Below are 20142 nucleotides of genomic sequence, written 5' to 3'. Positions count from 1 at the left end.
CCGCGAGGCCGGTGCCGCCGGGGTCGAGGCGGGCGCCGGTGACGGCGCGGCGGGGGACAGCGAGGTCCGCGACCGGTGCCGGCGGGGTCGGTGGCGGCCGTCCGGCAGGGGACGCCCCGCGCGGACGTTCGCGATCGGGCGGTGGACGCCTCCGATCGGCTCTCGTCGCGTCTCGTTCAGAAACTGATCGAGTTGATGGTCTCCGCTATCGAATCGAGGAACCGGTTGATGGACGGAGCCATGCCGGTCGACGCGAGGAAGAAGCCGAAGAGCACCGCGACGATGGCGGGCCCCGCCTTGATCGACCCCCCTCTGATCAGCACCACGAGGATGATCGCCAACAGCAGCACCACTGACAGCGAAATGGCCACAACTGATCACACCCTACGGTCGGTTCACTCTCCCGGCCCGGAGATGCAGCCCCGCACACCCCCGCCAGAACCATCGTGCCACCAACGGGCCCCTCGTATGCCGCAGGTGACGCATCGTTGGCCAACGGCAGGCCCGGGAGCGAACCGGGGATCCGTCGGCGCGGAGCGGTGGCGCACTCCCCCACCACCCCCGAACACGTCGGCCAGGCACCTGCGCTCCGTAATTCGGAGTGCGCCCGAACAGGGAATTCACAGGGATCGTTGCCGTGTCCACACACCCTGTTCGCAGGCAATTCGAATTGTCGCCACAGACACACCGCGAGGGCCGCACGCGGGCGGCCCAAGTCACACCGAAAGGGATATATCCACAGAGTCGCCCGCAGGTGTTATGAGCACCTTTGTCGGCACGAAGCCGGACAGAACACCCCTTATTGGTAAGCGAATCGATACCCGGAAGGACTTGCGAAAGAGCAGGCACACATCTCCGAATCCGGGGTAGGCGCAGGCGATAAGCAGGAATGAGATCGGGCGTTTTACGAGAACGCACAGACAACGCTAGGGTGCCTCAGATGTTCCACGCCGCCACGCCCCCCGTACGCGCAGCGAGGTCCAGGTTCGTCTCCCGGAGTTCTTGGTGGGAGGGCCTGTGACGAACTCGCTCCGACCCCACCACCACCACAGATCTCCACTCCCGCCGGTGCAGCAGCCGACGGGCGGAGTGCCCAGCCCCCGCTCGCCCCAGACCCCCGCGGCGGCCACCAACGCCGTCGGCGCCGCCGCACCGGGCGGCAAGCCCGCCAAGCAGCGCGACGCCTTCTTCGACAACGCCAAGTACCTGGCGATCGTGCTCGTGGCCCTGGGCCACGCTTGGGAGCCGCTGAAGGGGCAGAGTCGTTTCGTGGAAACGCTGTACACGATCGTGTACACCTTCCACATGCCGGCCTTCATCATCATCTCCGGCTATTTCTCACGCAGCTTCGACATGCGCCCGGACCGCCTGAAGCGGCTGGTCACCGGTGTCGTCGTGCCGTACGTCCTGTTCGAGACGGCGTACTCCCTCTTCAACCGCCTGGTCCTCGGCAACTCGGACCAGGCGATCAGTCTGCTCGACCCCTGGTACCTCACCTGGTTCCTGGTCGCCCTCTTCGCCTGGCGGCTGACGACCCCCCTGTGGAAGCTGGTCCGCTGGCCGCTTCCGCTGGCCCTGTGCCTCGCCCTGCTCGCGTCCGTCTCGCCGGAGATCGGTGACGACCTGGACCTCCAGCGGGTGCTGCAGTTCCTGCCGTTCTTCGTCCTGGGCCTGTGCATGAAGCCCGAGCACTTCCAGATGGTGCGCCGTCGCGAGGTGCGCCTCCTGTCGGTGCCGGTCCTGGCCATGGCACTGGTCGTGGGCTACTGGGCGGCTCCCCGGATGAACGCGGCCTGGTTCTACCACCGCGACAGCGCCCAGGAACTGGGTGCCCCCTGGTGGGCCGGTGCCGTCATGACGCTCGCCCTGTTCGGCTGCTCGCTGGTGCTCACCGCGTGCTTCTTCGCCTGGGTGCCGCGACGCACGATGTGGTTCACGGCGCTGGGCGCGGGCACGCTGTACGGCTACCTGCTGCACGGCTTCGTGGTCAGGGCGTCCCGCACCTGGAACTGGTTCGACCACGGGTGGGTGCAGACGCCGCTCGGCGAGGTCCTCGTGACGGTCGTCGCGGCCGCGCTGGTCACCGTGCTGTGCACGCTGCCCGTCCAGCGGATGTTCCGCTTCGCGATGGAGCCGAGGATGACGTGGGCGTTCAAGCGGGACGCGGCGGAGATCGCCCGGGAGCGCGCCAAGGCCGACGCGTAGCCTTCCGGCGCGTCGCCGAGGGGAGCGTGGCGGCCGGCGCGTGACGGGAGGTGGACGGCAGTGGGGCGGGCCCGGGATCACCGGGCCCGCCCCACTGCCGTCCGACTCGGCGCGGAACACGACCCGCTGTCGGACGAGGGAAGCGCCGGAGAGCCGCGGGGCCCGGACGGCGCCGGCGCTCAGCCCGGTGGCAGCCCGAGCAGGTTGCGCATCGTCGCGTACTTCTTCGTCAGGCGGGCCCGGGTGTGCTCGTCGAGGACCGCGAGGCGGCCCGGATCGGCGTTGTGCGCCAGGTCGGACGCCTTGACCAACAAGGCGCCCCGGGTGGTGCGGATGCGTCGCGCGTACGACTCCGGGGACTCGCCGTCCTGTTTGGTGAGCGCCAGCACGATGTCCTTCGTGCCGGGGGTCAGCGCGGCCTCGTTCAGCCAGACCTCGGAGAGGGCGTCGTCCTCGACGGCGTCGTGCAGCCAGGCCGCCGCTATCTGGTCGTCGTCCCCGCCGCGGTCGCGGACGCCGTCCGCCACCGCCTGGAGGTGCTCGGTGTACGGGCGGCCGGCCTTGTCGGTCTGGGCGGCGTGCGCCGTGCGGGCGAGCGCCTCGATCTCGGCGAGGGTCAGGAGAGGTTGCGTCACGCGATCAGTGTCTCCTCGGTACGGGCCTCTGCCGCCGCGTTGCCGAAATCCGTGGGGCGCGGTCAGCGTACCGGTGCCAGGCCCTCGCGGCAGATCAGCAGGAGGGCCCGGTCGTCGTTGACGTCCTTGGCCACCGCTTCGATGAGGTGCCAGGCGGCGCCGTGGAAGCCGCCGGCCACATAGCGGTCGGCCTCGCCGGTGAGCCGGTCGATGCCCTCGACGATGTCCCGGTCGGCCGTCTCGACCAGCCCGTCCGTGAACAGCATCAGCACGTCCCCGGGCCGCAGCGAGCCCTTCACCGGGTCGAACTGGGCACCGTCGTACACCCCCAGCAGGGGGCCTTCCGCCACCTTCTCCTCCCAGCGGCCGCTGCCGGCGCTGAGCTGGAGGCCCGGCGGGTGTCCCGCCGAGAAGAGTTCGTAGTCGCCCGAGTCGAGATCGAGCACCAGATGGATCGAGGTGGCGAAGCCCTCGTCCCAGTCCTGGCGCAGCAGGTAGCCGTTCGCGGCGGGCAGGAAGGCGTGCGGCGGCAGCGAGCCGAGGAGACCGCCGAACGCCCCGGAGAGCAGCAGGGCCCGTGAGCCCGCGTCCATCCCCTTGCCCGACACGTCCGTGAGGACGACTTCGAGGGTCCGGCCGTTGTTCGTCCGGGCGGCCACGACGAAGTCCCCGGAGAAGGACTGTCCGCCCGCCGGGCGCAGCGCCATCTCGCGGTGCCAGCCGAGCGGCAGCTTCGGCAGCTTGCTCTGTACCCGGATCCGCTCGCGCAGGTCGAAGAGCATGGTGCCGCCGCGCCGCCAGGGCACACCCACCCGGCTGCGGAACTGTGCGATCAGCAGTCCGAAGAAGCCGCAGGCCGCGACCACCAGGACCACGCCGGGTGTGACCCGGGACGGGCCCTCCGTGTACGGGCCGAGCTTCACGGACTCCACTATGAGCGCGGTGGCGGCCGCCGCGTACAGCCCGAGCAGGCTGGCGGGCCGGAGCAGCAGTCCGCCGGCCACGATGGGCAGGACCAGCGCGGCGGGCGAGCACCACACCGAGTTGACCAGGGTCGTGGAGGCGATCAGCGGGATCGTGATCAGCAGTCCGGCCAGCGCGATCCAGTCGGAGCCGTCCCCGCGGAAGTAGTCGACGGCGGATCGGCGCAGCCCTGTGCGGGCCCGGTGCCATTGCATCTTCAACCGGGCCGTGAACGTATCGGCCTCCGCGCGCCGCTCTCGTCCTGCTGCCATTAGTTCGGGACCCTATCCATCGGACCAGGCGCTTGGCACGGGAGGTCCCACTTGTCCCCCCACCGAGCACTCAACTTCACAGAGAACTGCACAGACGCGTTCCGCTCGACGGGCCTCGGCGGGCGGGTGAAATTCCCTCGCTCGTACCGCATTGCCCTGGTAGGCATGGGTTATGACGACTGACGTTCGGGTGCTGCGGCAGGCCGACTGGGACAAGTGGTACGAGAACCTGATCCGCGCGTTCGGAGGTGTGGCGGAGTCGTCCGAGGAGCGCGAACTGTGGAACGCGCTCACAGAGTACGACCGTTCGCTCGGCGTGTGGGACGGGGAGGAGTGTGTGGGTACGGCGGGGGCCTTCCGCTTCCGGATCACCGTCCCGGGTGGCGCCTCCGTACCGGCGGCCGGGATCACGATGGTGAGCGTCGCGGCCACGCACCGGCGGCGCGGGACACTCACCGCGATGATGCGGCGGCAACTGGACGACATCCGTGCCTGGGGCGAACCGCTCGCCGTCCTGACCGCGTCGGAACCGGCGATCTACGGGCGGTTCGGCTACGGCATCGGGACGCTGCAGATCAACGCGGAGATCGACACCGGCCGCGTACGTCTGTCGGTACCGCCCGGTACGGACGACGTACGTCTGCGGTACGCGCGGTACGCCGACGTGCTCGACGCGTGCGAGGCGGTGTACGCGCGGCTCGTGCCGGAGCGTCCCGGGATGCTGGCCCGGCAGCCCGGCTGGGAGCGGCTCGGGCTCCTCGACCCGGAGAGCGAGCGCGACGGCGCCTCGCCCCTGCAGTGCGTGGTCGCCGAGCGGGACGGCGAGATCGTCGGGTACACGCGTTTCCGCGTCAAGCTCGGCTGGAGCCCCGCCGGACATGACGGCACGGTGCTGATGGACGACCTGGAGGGACTCGATCCGGCGGTGCGGGCGGCGCTGTGGCGGTTCCTCTTCGGCGTCGACCTGACGTCCAGGCTGCGCACCCGGGGTCGCCCCGTGGACGAGGCGTGGCAGCACCTGGTCTCCGACATCCGCCGCTGCCAGGTGGGGATGAAGGACTCGCTGCACGTGCGGCTCGTCGAGGTCGGGGCCGCGCTGGAGGCCCGTACGTACCAGACGCCCGTGGACGTGGTGTTCGAGGTCGAGGACCCCTTCTGCCCCTGGAACGAGGGACGTTGGCGGCTGATCGGTGACGCGAAGGGCGCGTCGTGCGTGCGGACCGACGACTCTCCCGATCTCGCCCTGTCCGTCAGGGAGTTGGCGACGGCCTATCTCGGGGGAGTGACACTCGCCTCGCTCGCGGCCGGCGGGCGGGTGCGCGAACTGCGGCCGGGAGCGCTGGCGGAGGCGTCCACGGCGTTCACCTCGACGCTCGCGCCCTGGCTGCCGCACAGCTTCTGAGACCCGGGCCCGGTCGGCGCGATCCGCCCGCCGCCGGCTCCGCCCGGTACCGACGATACTCGCCGACGCCCCCCTCGCCACCGACTCCGCCCGGATTCAGGGCCGTTGGCAGGCCGGGCACCAGAAGAGGTTGCGGGCGGCGAGATCGGCGGTGCGGATCTCGCCGCCACAGATGTGACAGGGCTGGTCGGCCCGGCGGTACACGTAGACCTCGCCGCCGTGGTCGTCGACGCGGGGCGGCCGGCCCATGGCCTCGGGGGTGTGCTCCGGGCGGACCGTGTCGATGCGGTTGTTGCGGACGCCCTCCCGCATGAGGTCCACCAGGTCGGCCCAGATCGCGTCCCACTGCGCCGCGTCGAGGTCCTTGCCCGTGCGGTAGGGATCGACGCCGTGCCGGAAGAGGACCTCGGCGCGGTAGACGTTGCCCACGCCCGAGATGACCTTCTGGTCCATGAGCAGGGCGGCGATGGTCGTACGGCTGCGGGAGACCCGGCGGTACGCGGCCGACGGGTCGGCGTCCGCGCGCAGCGGATCCGGTCCGAGGCGGTCGTGTATCGCGTGCTTCTCGTCGTCCGTGATCAGGGCACAGGTGGTGGGGCCGCGGAGATCGGCGTACGCCGTGTCGTTCACGAGCCGGAGGCGGACGGTGTCCGTGGGCGGCGGGGCGGGGGTGCCGCCGAAGCCGACCTTGCCGAAGAGGCCGAGGTGGATGTGGACCCACTCCGAGGGGCGGAAGCCGAGGAAGAGGTGCTTGCCGTGGGCTTCCGCCGCGGTCAGGACCGAGCCGTCGAGGAGGGCCGCGGCGTCACCGAACTTGCCCTGGGGGCTGGTGACACGGGTCGCGCGACCACCGAACGCGGCGAGGCAGTCCTCGGCGAGCCGGTGAATGGTGTGCCCCTCGGGCACGGGTCCTCCTGTGTTCTCCCGTCCCAGGTCCTGTCGCCACCGTCCCGTCGTCGCCCGGAGGGCGGGTGGGAAGGTGACGGCAGAGCCTGGCGCCCGGCGTCCCGGGCCCGGACAAGTCCTACGGCTGCTGCGGGTGGTGCGCCGGGATCGGCGGGAGTTCCCGGGTCGTCTCGTAGTCCGCGAGCATCTCGATACGGCGGACGTGGCGCTCCTCGCCCGTGAAGGGCGTGCCGAGGAAGGTCTCGACGAACTTCGTCGCCTCTTCCTGGGTGTGCATGCGGGCACCGACGGACATGACGTTCGCGTTGTTGTGCTCGCGGCCCAGCGCCGCTGTCTCCGCGCTCCAGGCGAGGACGGCCCGCACGCCGGCGACCTTGTTCGCGGCGATCTGCTCACCGTTGCCGGAGCCGCCGATGACGATGCCGAGGGCACCCGGGTCCGCCACCGTGCGCTCCGCGGCGCGGAGGCAGAACGGCGGGTAGTCGTCCAGGGCGTCGTAGATGTGGGGCCCGCAGTCGACGGGCTCGTGGCCGGCGGCTTTGAGCCACTCGACGAGATGGGTCTTCAGTTCGAGACCGGCATGATCGGAGCCGAGATACACGCGCATGGTCCGAGTGTGGCACGACCGTTCCGGATCGGTCCCGCCGGGGGCTACGGCCGAGAAACGTGAGCAATCCTACAGAACCTCAAGGAAACCTCAAGTAACGATCTGGATTCAAAGGTTCACGAATCGCTTTGCCTCCGTTTCACTGGACCAACTCGTACGACGACCCCCACCCCGGTCGAGCGCGTGCCCCATACACCACTCGCACGGGATGGGCGATCCGTACGGGAATCTGCCCATCCGGCGCAAAGGAATCCCCCTCATGACCTCGCAGCCGAGCCCCACGAAGGCGGCACAGGCCCCCGGTGGCCCCGGAGAACCCGGTGGCGGCCTCCAGGCAGGACTCAAGAACCGTCATCTGTCGATGATCGCCATCGGCGGCGTCATCGGAGCCGGACTCTTCGTCGGCTCCAGCACCGGCATCGCGACCGCCGGACCCGGCATCCTTCTCTCGTACGCCCTCGTCGGCACGCTCGTGGTGCTGGTGATGCGGATGCTCGGTGAGATGTCCGCCGCCAACCCGACCTCGGGCTCGTTCTCGGCGCACGCCGACCGCGCGCTCGGCCGCTGGGCCGGCTTCTCCATCGGCTGGCTGTACTGGTTCTTCTGGGTCGTGGTGCTGGCCGTGGAGGCCACCGCCGGCGCCAAGATCCTCGAGGGGTGGATGCCCGGCGTACCGCAGTGGGGCTGGGCGCTCATCGTGATGGTGGTGCTGACGGCCACCAACCTGGTCTCCGTCGGCTCGTACGGCGAGTTCGAGTTCTGGTTCGCCGGGATCAAGGTCGTGGCGATCGGCGCGTTCATCGTCGTCGGCGGCCTCGCGATCTTCGGGGTGCTGCCCGGCGTCGAGGCCGAGAAGGCCGGACTGGGCAATCTGACCGAGCAGGGCGGATTCCTGCCGCACGGCCCCGGAGCGATCCTCACCGGCGTCCTGCTGGTCGTCTTCTCCTTCATGGGCAGCGAGATCGCGACCCTCGCCGCGGGCGAGTCGGAGAACCCGCAACGGGCCGTGACCAAGTCGACGAACAGCATCATCTGGCGCATCGCCGTCTTCTACCTGGGCTCGATCCTCGTCGTCGTCGCCCTGCTGCCGTGGAACGACCCGTCGATCAAGGACAAGGGCTCGTACGTCGCCGCCCTCGACTCCCTCGGTATCGCGCACGCCGGTCAGATCATGAACTTCATCGTGCTGACGTCCGTGCTGTCGTGCCTCAACTCCGGTCTCTACACCGCCTCCCGCATGGCCTTCTCGCTCGGTGAGCGCGGGGACGCGCCGAAGGCGTTCGCCAGGACCACACGGCGCGGTGTGCCGATGACCGCCATCGTCGTCTCGGTCGTGTTCGGCTTCGTCGCCGTCTTCTTCAACTACAAGTTCCCGGACTCGGTCTTCCTCTTCCTGGTCAACTCGTCGGGCGCGGTCGCCCTGTTCGTGTGGCTCGTCATCTGCTTCTCGCAGCTGCGGATGCGGAAGATCATCCAGCGTGAGGCGCCGGAGAAGCTCGTCGTGCGGATGTGGCTCTACCCGTACCTGACCTGGGCGACCGCCGCGATGATCGTCTTCGTGCTCGGCTACATGCTGACCGACACCGAGCACGACGGCCGGGAGACCGTGCTGCTGTCGCTGCTCGTCGCGGCGGTCGTGCTCGTCATCGCCTTCGCCCGGCAGAAGTTCGGTTCCGGCTCCCGGGCGCCGGAACCGCTGCCCGCGGGAGAGTCCCGCGAAGAGACCCAGGCTTCGGTCGGCGCCTGACCCGCCACCGAAGCCTGAGCGAGGAGGGGCCCGCGGCACTCGCCGCGGGCCCCTCTCCTCTTCCCTTCTTCCCTTCCCTTCTTCCCTCGCGCCCGTCAGCTCTTGGGCGGGAGGGACCCGCGGGCGCGGCGGGCGCGCGGGTCGCGGGAGGCGCGGGGGTGCCGGGAGCCGCGGAACTCCTCGCCTCACAGCACGGTGAAGCTGTTCCTGACCTGGTTGTAGACCGTCAGGGCCCGGTCCTCGATGTCCTGGTGGTACCAGGTGTTGATCTGGTACGACTTCCCGTCGGCGTCGAAGCCGAGCAGCCGCGCGTGCCAGCTCACCCCGCCGAGCGTGAACGTGTACTCCCAGACGATCGCGCTCCGGCCCCGGAACGTCGTCCGCTCCAGCCGGATCTTCCGGTAGTCCCGCCCCTGTCGGGCGTCCTGCTCGGAGGTCCGCCAGGTGTCCATCAGATTCCCCTTGGCCAGGGAGGACTTGGCCGCGAGTTCCTGCGTGCCGTCGGGTGCGGTGTAGTGCACCTCGGAGCCGGTCTTCAGGTCCCGCCGCCAGCCCTCGGGCGTCACCCACGCGTATCCGCCGGCCTCCCGGTGCGCTCCCGGGGGGAGGCTGGGCGGGCGCGAGGTGCCCTCGACGGTGGGCGCCGCAGACGAGGGGGTGCCCGTGCCGGGACCTGTACCGGTGGCAGAGGTGGCCTTCGGCGCGGACGATCCCGCGGTGGCGCCGGTGCCGGTGCCGGGCGATCCGCCCGTCATCGCGATGACGGCCCAGGCGACGGCTCCCGCCCCGGCCACTCCCGCCGCCGCGGCGAGGCCGGCACGGCGGCGGGGGCGGCGCGAGCCCGTCCTGACGGTGCCGTGCCCGTCCCCGTCGCCGCCGCCGTTCCCGGTCCCGTCGTCACCGGCGCCTGCGGCTTCGCCGAGGTCGCGGCCGTGTCCCCCGCCGGGCCCTCGGCTCTCGTCGGTGCCGGGCTGTCCGACGGGGCCGGGGAGTTCGCCCGCCGGCCGCACCACGGGCACGGGTTCCGTGGGCAGCCGGGAGGCAGTACGTGCGCCGGTCTCCGCGCGCGATGCGGACGAGGCGTGCGAACCGGGCTCCGTTCGCGGTGCGGAGGGGACTTCGGTGGACGCGTTGGCTGCCGATGGTTCGGGGCCCGTAGGGACGATCTCGGGTGCGGGAGCCGCGAGCGGCTCCGCGGAGGGTTCCGCGGAGGGTTTCTGAGGTCGCTTCCGGAAGTCGGGCGGGACCTTGCGGGTCGGGGTGCGCTGGATCAGGCCGCGCCCGGTCGGGTCGCGCTCGATCGGGTCGCGCCGGGTCGGAGCGCGCTGGATCGGGACGGCGTCGTGCACGGAGTGGCGCTCCGTCTCGGGCTCGGGCTCGGTTCCGGGCTCGGGCTCGGGCTCGTTTCCCGGCTCGGGTTCGGGCTCGTTTCCCGGCTCGGGTTCGGGCTCCGCTGCGGGTCCGGACCCGAGCCGAGGCCTGCGGAGATCGCTGGTGCCGATGCGCTGTTCGTCCGGGGCCGGAGCTGCTTCGGGACGGTCCGCCGGAGTCTGCCGCGCCGCCCGCACGTGCCGGGCGTCCAGGAGGGCGCGCGTGGACGACTCCGGCAGAACGGTCCCGGGGGCCGGCCGGTCCTGCCCTGTCTCCGGCGCCGGAGGCAGAGACGGCCCAGGTTTCGGACTCAGGGCGGATTCACGGGTCGGGGTGGGACTCGGACGCGGGGGCGGGACGGGTCCCGCAGCCGGGTCGGGGGACGTGGGCGGGGGCTGCTCGGCGGTGGGATCACCATCCGGGGCCGACGTGCGCGCCACCGTGCGGACGGGTCCGAGGTCGGGCCCGGGAAGGGGCTCGTGCACGGGAGCGGGCCCGGGAGCTGGGCTGCGCTCGGGCCCGGGAGCTGGGCTTTGCGCGGGGTCGTGCGTGGGAACTGGGCTGCGCTCGGGAGCGGGCCCGGGAACTGGGCTTTGCGCGGGGTCGGGGGTGAGGGCGGGCCCAGGCGCCGGTGTCGGGGTCGACGTCTGTGTCGGGGTCGGGATCGGCGGGGGCGGGATCGGCGGGGTTGTGGGGGTGGGGGCTGGGCTCGGGGGGCGGGCCATTTCTCCGAGGCACGCCTCCAGTTCCTCCAGGCCGGGCCGAGTGGACGGGTCCTTCTCCAGGAGGGCGGCCAGGATCTCTCGTAACCCACCCGCGCCGGAGGGGAGTTCGGGTTCCTCGTAGAGAACGGCGTGCAGGGTCGCGAGGGTGGTGGAGCGGGAGAACGGGGACCGCCCGCCCAGAGCCGCGCAGAGCGTCGCCCCGAGGGACCAGACGTCGGAGGGCGGGCCCTGTGGTCGGCCGGAGATCCGCTCGGGTGCCATGTAGTCGGGGGAACCGACGAGCATGCCGGCCATGGTGAGCGCCTCGGCGTCCTGCAGGGCGGCGATGCCGAAGTCGGTGAGGACGACACGGCGCTGTCCGGCGTGCTCGACCAGCACGTTGCCCGGCTTGATGTCACGGTGCAGCACGCCCTGCGCGTGCACCTGGCGCAGCGCCCCCACCAGTTCGAGGCCGACCCGGGCCGCCTCGCGCGCGTCCAGCGGTCCGTCCTCGACGACGATCCGTTCGAGGGAGCGGCCGGCGACGAGTTCCATGACGATCCACAGCCGGTCGTCCGCGTCCACGACGTCGTAGATGCGGACGACGTGGGGATGGTCGATCCGGGCCGTCGCCCTCGCCTCGCGCAGGGTGCGTTCCCGGCGCGTGCGGGTGTCCTCGGGATCGAGTCCGTCTATGCGCATTTCCTTGATCGCGACCTGCCGGTCGAGCATTTCGTCGGCGGCTCGCCACACCCGCCCCATTCCCCCCTGGCCGATACTCTCGACCAGTCGATAACGTCCGGTCACCAATAGTCCCGGAACACCACCCTGAACATTCGCCGACAATCCCCGCACCCCCTCAACTTCAGCCACGATCGCCGGTCACAGCGGAACCATAATGGTCACACTTCAGGCCGTACCAGCATAGTGTGGAGAAATCTTGTGGTACCTCTTCAAGTACTGCGAATTCAGGCGCAGCGAAGGGGGACGAACATGAGTTCTCGTAGCATGACGACCATCACGGGATCACTGCTCACGGCATGCTTCTCGGCCGTGCTGATCCTTTCCCACACCGCCGTCGCGGACGATCAGGGGCCGGGGAGCGGCAAGGGCGGAAAAGCGGTGGACAAGGCGCCGACGGGCGTCAAGGTGACCACTCTGCTGCCGGAGAGGATCTCGGTCGACAACAGCACCCGGAAAACCTCCTTCACCGTCACGGTGAAGAACACGGGGACCGAGGAAAGCGGCGATCTCCGACTCCTGGTGGTCGGTTTCGACGGCCTGACTGTCAAGAACGTCGAAGACTGCACCGCCATCGCGAAAAAGAATCTCCCCGAGGGGGCGAACAGCGGTTTCGCCTGCCCTGTCGGGAAACTCGCGACGAAGAACGCGAATTCGTACGAGGTCGACGCGACGTTCGATCTGAGCAGGACCGGGAAGATCTGCCTCCCGGTCCAGACGAGCGACGGCAAGAAGACGTACTGGCAGCAGGGCCCCGTTCCGTTCGGTACGACGAACCCGTCGCCGAACGCCCCGGCGACCCCGCTCCTGCTGGGCACCGACAACAAGCCGGTGGCCCCCGGCGGCGACCGGCTGCCGAAGACCGGTGCCGGAAGCGACGTCCTGCCGTTCGGCGCCGCGGGCGCGGCGCTGCTCTCGGCCGGAGCGGCGGGACTGTGGTGGTCCGGTCGCAGGCCCCGGCGGGAGGACTGACCCCGGGAGACGGCACTGGGGGAGAACGCGCGAGAGGCTCGCCGGGTCGCGATACGACCCGGCGAGCCTCTCGCGCGGAGCGACGGCTGCGCCGCCGCGGGCGTCACACGACCGGTGGCGCCATCACGTCACCGGGGTGACGCGTCACTTCTTGTCGACGAGCTTCCACGCCGTGGGCAGGACGCCCATCGCCAGCGCGGCCTTGAGGGCGTCGCCGATCAGGAACGGGGTGAGGCCCGCCGCGAGCGCCGCGCTCGCCGACATGCCGGTGACCACGCCCAGGTAGGGGACGCCGACGGCGTAGATGATCGCCTCGCCGAGCAGCATCGTGCCCGCCATGCGCAGGGCGGAGCGGTCGGCGCCGCGGCGGGCCAGGGCACCCACGACGGTGGACGCGAGCAGCATGCCGAGGATGTAGCCGAAGGACGGTGCCGAGGCGCCGGAGCTGCCCTCCGCGAACCACGGGACACCGGCCATGCCGACCAGCGCGTACACCGCGAGCGACAGGAAGCCGCGGCCCGCGCCGAGCGCCGTGCCGACGAGCAGCGCGGCGAAGGTCTGGCCGGTCACCGGCACCGGGGAGCCCGGGACGGGCAGCGAGATCTGGGCAGCGATGCCGGTCAGCGCGGCGCCGCCGAGCACCAGGGCGACATCGCGGACGCGGGAGGCCGGAAGGAGGTCGGCGATGACCTCGCCGGGTCGGGAGGACGTGGCGACAGCGGTGCTCATGAGGACTCCGGCGAACGGGGTGCCCCGTCGCTCAGGAGGAGCTCGGGGGGAGGGCAGGTCGGACACCGTGACGCTATCCCAGGGGTATACGGGCGATCACCGTCAGCGCTCGACAAAGGGCGGATCACGACCTTGGTGGGCTCCTTACAAAGAGTGCCCTCCACACCCGCGTGAAGGTGACGCCGGTCACTGAGGTGACGTCGTTTCCGCTCCGGGACGGTTCACACCCGGGACTGTGGAGACCCGCCAAAGGAGTCCGGCACGGGCGGGAACAGGAACGGGCCTGGTCTGTCCGGCCCTTGGGCACCCCTGGCAGCTCCCCCGGCCGTGCCCCTACCCTTCAGCGCATGGTTCCCCAGGCCCTGAACTTCTCGTCGCGTCGCTATGTCGACCTGCGACGCCAGGGCACTGCCACCTGTCGCCGTCCGTCCTGAGGCGGGGCGGAGCGGATCCCCCTCGCCGAGACGAGGCCAGAGCACACCACCACACCGGTCGCGCGTCACATCCGTTGTGACGTGCGGCGTGCGTGACGGCGCAGTTCCGGACCAGCTCCCGAGGAAGAACTCCATGGCACCTACCGTGGCACCGCCTTCGACATCCCCTCCCTCACACCCGCCCTCCCGTTCCCCCTCCCCCTCTCCCGTCCTCGACCGGCGCCGGAGCAGCGCCAGCGTGATCCTGCGGTCCGTGCTGGAGCACGGGCCGGTCGCCCGCAGCACCATCGCCCGGCTGACCGGGCTCTCCCCCGCCTCGGTGACCGGCTACTGTGCCCGGTTCGCCGAACAGGGCCTGATCCGTGAGGCCGCCGTGCCCCGCCGGTCGGGCGGGGTCGGGCGTCCGCATCTCCCGGTCGACCTGGACCGCTCCCGGTTCGTCGTCGGCGGGGTGCACATAGCCGTGCCGTACACGACCGTCGCGGTGCTGGACCTGCGGGGGCGGGTCATCGCCGAGAAGCGTCTGTGGCACCAGGGGACCGAGCCGCACCTCGTTCTCGCGAGGGCCGCGGACGGGCTCGCCGCCCTCCTCACGGGCGTCCCCGGCCGTACCCCCTTGGGCATCGGTGTGGCGACCGGCGGCTGGGTCGACCCGGACTCCGGCACGATCGTGGAGCACCCACTGCTGGGCTGGCGCGACGTGGCCGTCCGGGACCCCTTCGAGGCGCGCACCGGACTGCCGGTCCATGTGGACGGGCACGCGCGGGCGTTGGTCAACGGAGAGCGGCTGTTCGGCCGGGCCCGGGGCAGCCGGAGCCTGCTGCACCTCTTCGTCGGCAACGTGGTGGACGCCGCCTTCGCCACCCATGACCAGGTGCACTACGGGCCCCGCTCGCAGGCCGGGGCCATCGCCCATCTGCCGCTGACCGGCGGGTCGGAGCGGTGCGACTGCGGGCGGACGGGGTGCATCCAGGCCGAGCTGAGCGAACGGACGCTGTGCCGTCGGGCGCGGGAACGGGGTGTCATCGACAGCTCGAACCCGATGCACGTGGTCTCCGCGGCGGCCTCCGGCGACCCGTCGGCCGTGCGGCTGCTGGTGGAACGGTCCCGGGCGGCCGGACTGGCGGCGGCGCTGCTCCTCGACGTGCTCAACCCGGAGACGGTCGTCGTCACCGAGATCGGCGCGATGCACCGGGAGGACTGCCTCGGCGCGCTGCGGGAGGCGGTGGGCCCGGGGCGGGCGGAATCGGTCGTCCCGACCAGCTTCCCGGAGTCGGTGCTGGCGGTGGCAGGCGGATCGGTCGCCCTCGACGTCCTGTACCGCGATCCCCTGGGTTTCGCCGGCTCCGCCGCCGCCTGAGTGTCGCGGCCCGACTGCCTCCGGAGGCCTCCGGAGGCCCGGCCGTCCTGTCGTCCGGGCCTCTTTGGCCGTCCGGGACGCTCGGTCCCCCGGACCGCGCCGGGCCCCTCACCGGGAACGAATTAATTCAGAAACTCGGAATGTTGACAGGGTTCACCGCCGGACAGGAGCATCGAGGCATGAGCAGCGCGCGGGTGCAGGTTCCGCTCACCAAGTGCCGTGTGGTCGACCTGATGCGGGTCGCACGCACACGTTGTCGCTGACCCGTCGCCGCCGGCCGTAGCTGTCGGCCGTAGCCGCCGACCGCTGTCGCCCGACGGGTCGTCGACGGGCTGAAGCACGGAAGCCCTGAGGCTCGCCGACGGTTCCGCCGCCGAGAGCCCCCCGGCTTCCGGCGCTCCGAGAGCCGGTCGACGGTCGTCACCACGAACGCCCGGTCCGACGTCGTCGCCTCACCGGCTCGTCGCCGACCGCCTGGCCGATCCGCCTCGTGGTGCCGCGGACCGTTCGGCCACCGTCGCCCCGGCCGGCCCACCCACCCGTCACGCCATCGGCGTGTGTCCCTTCGGCGCGCGTTCCTCGCTTCCGGTCCTACGGTCCACCGCTCGACCACTCCGCCGGCTTCGCCCTGCCCGGAATCCGCACGCCCTCCCGCCACTTGGAAACCCCGGAGTCCTTCCATGCCACGACTGTCCCCATCGCCCTCCGCCATGTCCGCCGCCGCCTCCGCCCCCTCCAGGTCCGGTGTCGACCGGCGCGTGTTCCTGTCCTCCCTGCTCGGTGTCGCCGCGGCGGCGGGGCTGAGCGGCTGCGCGGGCGCCAGTGCCGCCGACTCCGGTTCCCGGGCCGACCTGTCCGCGCCCCTGTCCGACAAGGTGCCGCGGGGCACCGAGCTCGCGATCGCCTCGTACCAAGGGGTCCAGCAACTCCAGCTGAAACTGGCCGGGCTGGGCGAGCTGCCGTTCACCGTCTCCGACTGGGTGAACATCGGCGCCGGCCCCGACGTCATCAACGCCTTCCGGGTCAAGTCCCTGGACGTCGGGAACAACGCGGGCATCCCGCCGATCCAGGCCCACTTCCAGGGCTTCGACGCGAAGATCGTCGCGATCAACATCACCCGCAAGCCCAACTACCTGTTCGCCACCAAGCCGGGCAGCGACATCCAGGACGTCCAGGACTTCAAGGGCAAGAAACTGGCGTTCTCGCAGGGCCAGGCCCAGGGTGTCGTCCTGCTGCGCGCCCTGAAGAAGGCCGGGATCGCCTACGACGCCGTGAAGCTGGTTCCGCTGACCAGCAACCAGTTCCTCACCGCACTCCAGGCGGGCCAGGTGGACGTCGCCCCGCTGGCCAACAGCCAGGCGCCGGCCTACCTGAAGCAGTACGGGGCCAAGGGTGCCCACACCGTCGCCACCGACGTGGTGGACCTGCTCAACCTGCTCTGGGCGCCGACCTCGGTGCTGGCCGACCGCGCCAAGGCGGCCGCGGTCGCCGCGTACATCCCGCTCTGGGCGAAGGGTCAGGTGTGGGCGTACGAGCACCCCGAGGAGTGGAACGAGGAGTTCTACGTCAAGACGCAGAACCTCACGCTCGCGCAGGCGCGGTCGATCACGGAACTCGCCAACAAGCCCTTCTTCCCGCCGCGTTGGGACGCGGCCGTGAAGTGGGAGCAGGAGACCGCCGATCTGCTGGCGGAGGGCGAGTTCGTCGAGGAGTTCAAGGTCGACTCGCTCTTCGACCGGCGCTTCGAAGCCATCGCGGCCAAGGCCGTACCCGCCGAATACCGGAGGTGAAGGCCGTGACCACCAGGACCACGCCCAGGACCGCTCTCTCTTCCACTCCGCCTTCCGCTCCCTCCACCGCCCCGCCGTCCGCGGTCGAGGACGGGCCCGCCCCCGCCTCCGCCCCGCCCACCGAAGCCGCCACCGCCACCGCCACCGAGCCTGCCCCGGATCGGATCCCGGCCTCATCGGAGGACGAGGCCGGCGCGAGCGGTCGCCCGTATCGTCGGTCTCGTCGCTCGCGGCGCCGCGGTCTCGCGCCCGGCAAACCACTGCCCGCCTCCCGGCTGATCGGGCCGGTGCTGTTCCTCGCCCTGTGGGCGCTCGCCTCCGCCACCGGGCAGCTCGATCCCGGCGCGATCCCCGCGCCCTGGACGGTGCTGAGGACCACCGGCCACCTGTGGACCGACGGCACCCTGCCCACCGATGTGCTGACGTCCCTGGAGCGCGCGGGATACGGGTTCGCTCTCGGCCTGAGCGCCGGCGTCGTCCTCGCCCTAGCCTCCGGGCTCAGCCGGGTCGGGGAGGCGCTGATCGACGGGACCGTACAGCTCAACCGGGCGATCCCGACCCTCGGCCTGATCCCGCTGTTCATCCTGTGGCTCGGCATCGGCGAGACGTTCAAGATCGCGATCATCGCCATCGTCGTCTACATCCCGATCTACCTGAACCTGCACTCCGCGCTGTCCGGCATCGACCACCGGTTCGTGGAACTCGCCGAGGTCCAGGGCCTGTCGAGGCTCCGTTTCGTCCGGGAGATCGTGATCCCCGGCGCGCTGCCCGGCTTCTTCGTCGGACTGCGGCTCGGGGTGACCGGCTCCTGGCTCTCCCTGGTCGTCCTGGAACAGATCAACGCCACCAGCGGCCTCGGCTACATGATGTTCCAGGCCCAGAACTACGGGCGGACCGACATCATCCTCGTCGGCCTGCTGATCTACGGCATCTTCGGGCTCGTCTCCGACAGCGCGGTTCGTCTCATCGAACGGAAGGTGCTGTCATGGCGACGCACACTGAGCAGCTGACCCGTCACCACACCGTCCGGCTGCACGGCCTCACCAGGTCGTTCGAAGGCCGCATCGTCCTCGACGACATCGACCTCGACCTGCCCGCTGGCCAGTTCACCGCCCTGCTCGGACACAGCGGCTCCGGCAAGAGCACCCTGCTGCGCGCCATCGCCGGACTCGATCACGACGTCGCCGGAAGCGGGGAACTCACCGCCCCGGAAAGGGTGTCCGTCGTCTTCCAGGATTCCCGGCTGCTGCCCTGGCGCCGCGTCCTCGACAACGTCCTGCTCGGCACGGACGGCAGGGAGGCGGCGGAGAAGGGCCGTTCCGCCCTCGCCGAGGTGGGACTCGCGGGACGCGAGCGGGCCTGGCCCAACGAGCTGTCCGGCGGCGAGGCGCAACGTGCGGCGCTGGCCCGTTCCCTCGTACGGGAGCCCGAACTGCTCCTCGCCGACGAGCCGTTCGGGGCGCTGGACGCGCTCACCCGGATCCGGATGCACGTGCTGCTGCGCGAACTGTGGGAGCGCCACCGGCCGTCCGTGCTGCTCGTCACGCACGACGTGGACGAGGCGATCGTGCTGGCCGACCGGGTGCTCGTGCTCGACCGGGGCCGCATCGGCCTCGACCTGGCCATCGACCGCCCGCACCCCCGCTCGTACCGCGATCCGCTGCTCGGCGAGTACCGCGAACTCCTGCTGAACGCCCTCGGGGTGACCGAGGACGTGACGGGAAGGGGCGCGACGACAGGGCCGCAGGAAGCGGAACACGCGGCGACGGGACATCCCGGGGCCGGACCGGACAGCGCGGCGGGACACCCCGTCCCGGGACCGGACGCGCCCGATGAGAACGCCGGGCCTGACGTGCCCGCGCACCAGGAGGAGAAGCACCCGTGACCAGCCCGCGCCGACTCCATCTCAACGCGTTTCTGATGAACACCGGTCACCACGAGGCCTCCTGGCGGCTCCCGGAGAGCGATCCGCTGGCCCACGTGGAGACGGACCACTACGTGCGTCTCGCCCGGATCGCCGAACGCGGCACGTTCGACTCCCTCTTCCTCGCCGACGGCCCGGTCCTGTTCAACAACGTGGGCCAGCGTCCGGCCGGCGCCCTCGAACCGATCACCCTGCTCACCGCGCTGGCCACGGCCACCGAGCACATCGGTCTGATCGCCACCGCCTCCACGTCCTACAACTCCCCCTACAACCTGGCCCGCAGACTCGCCTCCCTGGACCACATCAGCGGGGGCCGCGCGGGCTGGAACATCGTCACCACCGCGGGCGCGGAGGCCGCCCGCAACTTCGGCCTCGACGACGAGCCCGCGCACGCCACCCGCTACGAGCGCGCCGCCGAGTTCCTGGACGTGGCGCTCAAGCTCTGGGACAGCTGGGAGGACGACCTGGTCCTCGCGGACAAGGCGGCCGGTGTCTGGGGCGACCCGGACAAGATCCATCCGGCCCGCCACCAGGGGACGTACTTCCGTGTGGAGGGCGCGCTCAACGTGCCCCGTACGCCGCAGGGTCACCCGCTCCTCGTGCAGGCCGGCTCCTCGCTGGACGGCAAGCGGTTCGCGGCCCGGTACGCGGAGGCGGTGTTCACCGCCCAGCAGACCCTCGCGGACGCGCAGGACTTCTACGCCGACCTCAAGTCCCGCACCGAGCGGGCCGGCCGGGACCCGGACCACATCAAGATCCTGCCCGGGATCGTCCCGGTCATCGGCTCGACCGAGGCCGAGGCGCGCGACCGGGAACGGGTCCTCGAGGACCACATCGTGTACGAGCACGGGCTGCACCGCCTGGAGCACCTGCTCCACCTGGAGCCGGGCACCCTCGGTCTGGACGAGCCGCTGCCCGCCGGCCTGCCGCCGGAGAGCGCGATCGAGGGGGCCAAGAGCCGCTACACCCTCGTCGTGGAGCTGGCGCGGCGCGAGCGGCTCACCGTCCGCGAGCTGATCGGCCGGCTCGGCGGCGGGCGCGGGCACCTGACCTTCGCCGGTACGCCGGAGCAGGTCGCCGACGCGATCGAGGAGTGGTTCCGGAACGGCGCCGCCGACGGCTTCAACATCATGCCCGCCGTCCTGCCGTCCGGCCTCGACCTCTTCGTGGACCACGTGGTGCCGATCCTGCGCGAACGCGGCCTGCTCCGCCGGGAGTACGGACCCCGGCAGACCCTGCGGGAGCGCTACGGCCTCCCACGTCCGGCCAACCGCTACACGATCCCGGCCGCGACCACCACGACCACTCCGGCCACCGCGCCGACGGTCACGGCGCCCGCGACCGCCCTCGCCTGAATCCGCCCCGGCCACCACCGCGTCG

At 71.2% G+C, this 20142-nt stretch carries 15 protein-coding genes and 1 pseudogene; 9 read left to right on the top strand and 7 right to left on the bottom strand.

Annotation, left to right across the window (positions count from 1 at the left end):
- Positions 1 to 176: 176 nt before the first annotated feature.
- On the bottom strand, positions 177 to 371 hold the full coding sequence (locus ACFYW7_RS01975; RefSeq protein WP_010986847.1) for a hypothetical protein: 195 nt from the start codon (positions 369 to 371) through the stop codon (positions 177 to 179).
- 646 nt (positions 372 to 1017) lie between these two features.
- Here ACFYW7_RS01975 and ACFYW7_RS01970 point away from each other — a divergent pair.
- The gene (locus ACFYW7_RS01970; protein ID WP_389497053.1) at positions 1018 to 2205 is read left to right on the top strand and encodes an acyltransferase family protein; all 1188 of its coding nucleotides are present in this window, start codon (positions 1018 to 1020) and stop codon (positions 2203 to 2205) included.
- Positions 2206 to 2384: 179 nt separating this feature from the next.
- Here the strand turns inward: ACFYW7_RS01970 and ACFYW7_RS01965 are convergent, their stop codons facing one another.
- The gene (locus tag ACFYW7_RS01965; protein WP_389497052.1) at positions 2385 to 2840 is read right to left on the bottom strand and encodes an HD domain-containing protein; all 456 of its coding nucleotides are present in this window, start codon (positions 2838 to 2840) and stop codon (positions 2385 to 2387) included.
- A gap of 62 nt (positions 2841 to 2902) precedes the next feature.
- Entirely contained in the window at positions 2903 to 4075 is a 1173-nt protein-coding gene (locus ACFYW7_RS01960; RefSeq protein ID WP_389497051.1) for a PP2C family protein-serine/threonine phosphatase, read from the bottom strand.
- A 172-nt stretch (positions 4076 to 4247) separates the two neighbouring features.
- Between ACFYW7_RS01960 and ACFYW7_RS01955 the strand changes: the two genes are divergently transcribed.
- On the top strand, positions 4248 to 5477 hold the full coding sequence (locus ACFYW7_RS01955; protein ID WP_389497050.1) for a GNAT family N-acetyltransferase: 1230 nt from the start codon (positions 4248 to 4250) through the stop codon (positions 5475 to 5477).
- 96 nt (positions 5478 to 5573) lie between these two features.
- Here ACFYW7_RS01955 and ACFYW7_RS01950 read toward each other — a convergent pair whose 3' ends face one another.
- A complete protein-coding gene (locus tag ACFYW7_RS01950; protein ID WP_389497049.1) occupies positions 5574 to 6383 on the bottom strand; it encodes an Fpg/Nei family DNA glycosylase in 810 nt (269 codons plus the stop codon).
- Positions 6384 to 6501: 118 nt separating this feature from the next.
- The gene (locus ACFYW7_RS01945; RefSeq protein WP_389497048.1) at positions 6502 to 6990 is read right to left on the bottom strand and encodes a ribose-5-phosphate isomerase; all 489 of its coding nucleotides are present in this window, start codon (positions 6988 to 6990) and stop codon (positions 6502 to 6504) included.
- Positions 6991 to 7249: 259 nt separating this feature from the next.
- Here ACFYW7_RS01945 and ACFYW7_RS01940 point away from each other — a divergent pair, with 259 nt between their 5' ends.
- On the top strand, positions 7250 to 8737 hold the full coding sequence (locus ACFYW7_RS01940; RefSeq protein WP_389497047.1) for an amino acid permease: 1488 nt from the start codon (positions 7250 to 7252) through the stop codon (positions 8735 to 8737).
- A 185-nt stretch (positions 8738 to 8922) separates the two neighbouring features.
- On the opposite strand, the gene ACFYW7_RS01935 is transcribed toward ACFYW7_RS01940, so the two are convergent.
- A complete protein-coding gene (locus ACFYW7_RS01935) occupies positions 8923 to 11619 on the bottom strand; it encodes a protein kinase (RefSeq protein ID WP_389497046.1) in 2697 nt (898 codons plus the stop codon).
- Between the two features lie 186 nt (positions 11620 to 11805).
- Between ACFYW7_RS01935 and ACFYW7_RS01930 the strand changes: the two genes are divergently transcribed.
- The gene (locus tag ACFYW7_RS01930; protein ID WP_389497045.1) at positions 11806 to 12525 is read left to right on the top strand and encodes an LPXTG cell wall anchor domain-containing protein; all 720 of its coding nucleotides are present in this window, start codon (positions 11806 to 11808) and stop codon (positions 12523 to 12525) included.
- A gap of 144 nt (positions 12526 to 12669) precedes the next feature.
- On the opposite strand, the gene ACFYW7_RS01925 is transcribed toward ACFYW7_RS01930, so the two are convergent.
- Positions 12670 to 13254, bottom strand: coding sequence for a biotin transporter BioY (locus ACFYW7_RS01925; RefSeq protein ID WP_389497044.1), 585 nt, complete (start codon positions 13252 to 13254; stop codon positions 12670 to 12672).
- 567 nt (positions 13255 to 13821) lie between these two features.
- Here ACFYW7_RS01925 and ACFYW7_RS01920 point away from each other — a divergent pair.
- The 5 genes and pseudogenes from ACFYW7_RS01920 (at position 13822) to ACFYW7_RS01900 (ending at position 20117) form a co-directional block, all read left to right on the top strand.
- The gene (locus ACFYW7_RS01920) at positions 13822 to 15048 is read left to right on the top strand and encodes an ROK family protein (RefSeq protein ID WP_389497043.1); all 1227 of its coding nucleotides are present in this window, start codon (positions 13822 to 13824) and stop codon (positions 15046 to 15048) included.
- A 710-nt stretch (positions 15049 to 15758) separates the two neighbouring features.
- The gene (locus ACFYW7_RS01915) at positions 15759 to 16838 is read left to right on the top strand and encodes an ABC transporter substrate-binding protein (RefSeq protein ID WP_389498520.1); all 1080 of its coding nucleotides are present in this window, start codon (positions 15759 to 15761) and stop codon (positions 16836 to 16838) included.
- 164 nt (positions 16839 to 17002) lie between these two features.
- On the top strand, positions 17003 to 17848 hold the full coding sequence (locus ACFYW7_RS01910; RefSeq protein ID WP_389498518.1) for an ABC transporter permease: 846 nt from the start codon (positions 17003 to 17005) through the stop codon (positions 17846 to 17848).
- Positions 17824 to 18552 (top strand): annotated as a pseudogene (locus tag ACFYW7_RS01905) (ABC transporter ATP-binding protein); the annotation flags it as partial. The gene ACFYW7_RS01910 and the pseudogene ACFYW7_RS01905, both read left to right, overlap by 25 nt.
- 167 nt (positions 18553 to 18719) lie before the next feature.
- Positions 18720 to 20117, top strand: a complete 1398-nt coding sequence (locus tag ACFYW7_RS01900) for an LLM class flavin-dependent oxidoreductase (protein ID WP_389497042.1) — start codon at positions 18720 to 18722, stop codon at positions 20115 to 20117.
- Positions 20118 to 20142 lie beyond the last annotated feature (25 nt).

Origin of the sequence: Streptomyces sp. NPDC002580, assembly GCF_042889485.1 — a bacterium.
Classification (GTDB): Bacteria; Actinomycetota; Actinomycetes; order Streptomycetales; family Streptomycetaceae; genus Streptomyces.
Note: the sequence above shows the minus strand (reverse complement) of the source record. Positions and strands in the feature narration are given on the sequence as shown.